At 70.2% G+C, this 1025-nt stretch carries 1 pseudogene (running past one end of the window); it reads right to left on the reverse strand.

Annotated features, from left to right (window positions below):
* Nucleotides 1-1025 (reverse strand): annotated as a pseudogene (locus tag ACFE99_RS24690) (condensation domain-containing protein) (its annotated part extends 438 nt beyond the left edge of the window); the annotation flags it as partial.

Consider the following 1025-nt stretch of genomic DNA (forward strand, 5'->3'; position numbering starts at 1 on the left):
ATCCACCCCCGGCTGGACCGTCGGCAACACCGCGGGGGTGCCCGCCACCTGCCGCCACAGGTCCGCCTGCTCCACGACGTGCGGGCGGCGCGCATGCTCAGCGAGCAGCGACGCCCACCGGGTAAACGACGTCCCAGTCGCCGACAACACCACCGGCTGCCCGGCCTGGCGCTGGGCCCAGGCGAGGTTGAGGTCCTCCACCAGGATCCGCCACGACACCCCGTCGATGGCCAAATGGTGAACGATCAACACCAACTGCCTCGTGGAGGCTGCCCACAGCGCGCTGAGCATCACCCCGGCGGCTGGGTTGAGCCGCGCCCGCGCTGTTACCAGCGCCTCATCGGAGATAACGTCCGTCGATTGCAGGCAAACGCCGGCATCCACCGACCCGGCCTCGGGCACGGTCAACACCCAGCCGCCGGCGCCGTCGTCGGCGACGCGGGCCCGCAACATGGCATGCCGATCCAGCAGCGCCTGCAGCAACACCACCACGTCGGCCTGGCTCACACCCGCGGGGGCCTGCAGCAGCATCGTCTGGTTGAACAGCTCAACCGGGCCCTCCACACTCTGCAGCCAGCGCATGATCGGTGTCGGGACCACCTGGCCCACACCATCATCGACCGGGCCCGCCACACCGTCCGTCACCACGGCCACCCGGGCCAGCCGGGCCACTGTCTGCTCGACGAAAATGTCGCGCGGCCGACACATCAGGCCCGCGGCACGCGCCCGCGCCACCACCTGCATCGACAAAATGCTGTCCCCGCCCAGCTCGAAGAACGAGTCGTCGACCCCGACCCGCTCGAGTCCCAGCACCTCGGCGTAAATACCGGCCAGGATTTCCTCGACCGCGTTGGCCGGGGCGCGATACCGATCGGTGTCGTGATACTCCGGGGCCGGCAGGGCGCGGGTGTCCAGCTTGCCGTTGGGGGTCAGCGGCAGCGCATCGAGCACCACCACCGCAGCCGGCACCATATAGGCCGGCAACCGCTCGGCCAGCTGCTCCCGGATCCCGGCCGGATCAGCGC

Origin of the sequence: uncultured Mycobacterium sp. (assembly GCF_964249325.1) — a bacterium.
Classification (GTDB): Bacteria; Actinomycetota; Actinomycetes; order Mycobacteriales; family Mycobacteriaceae; genus Mycobacterium.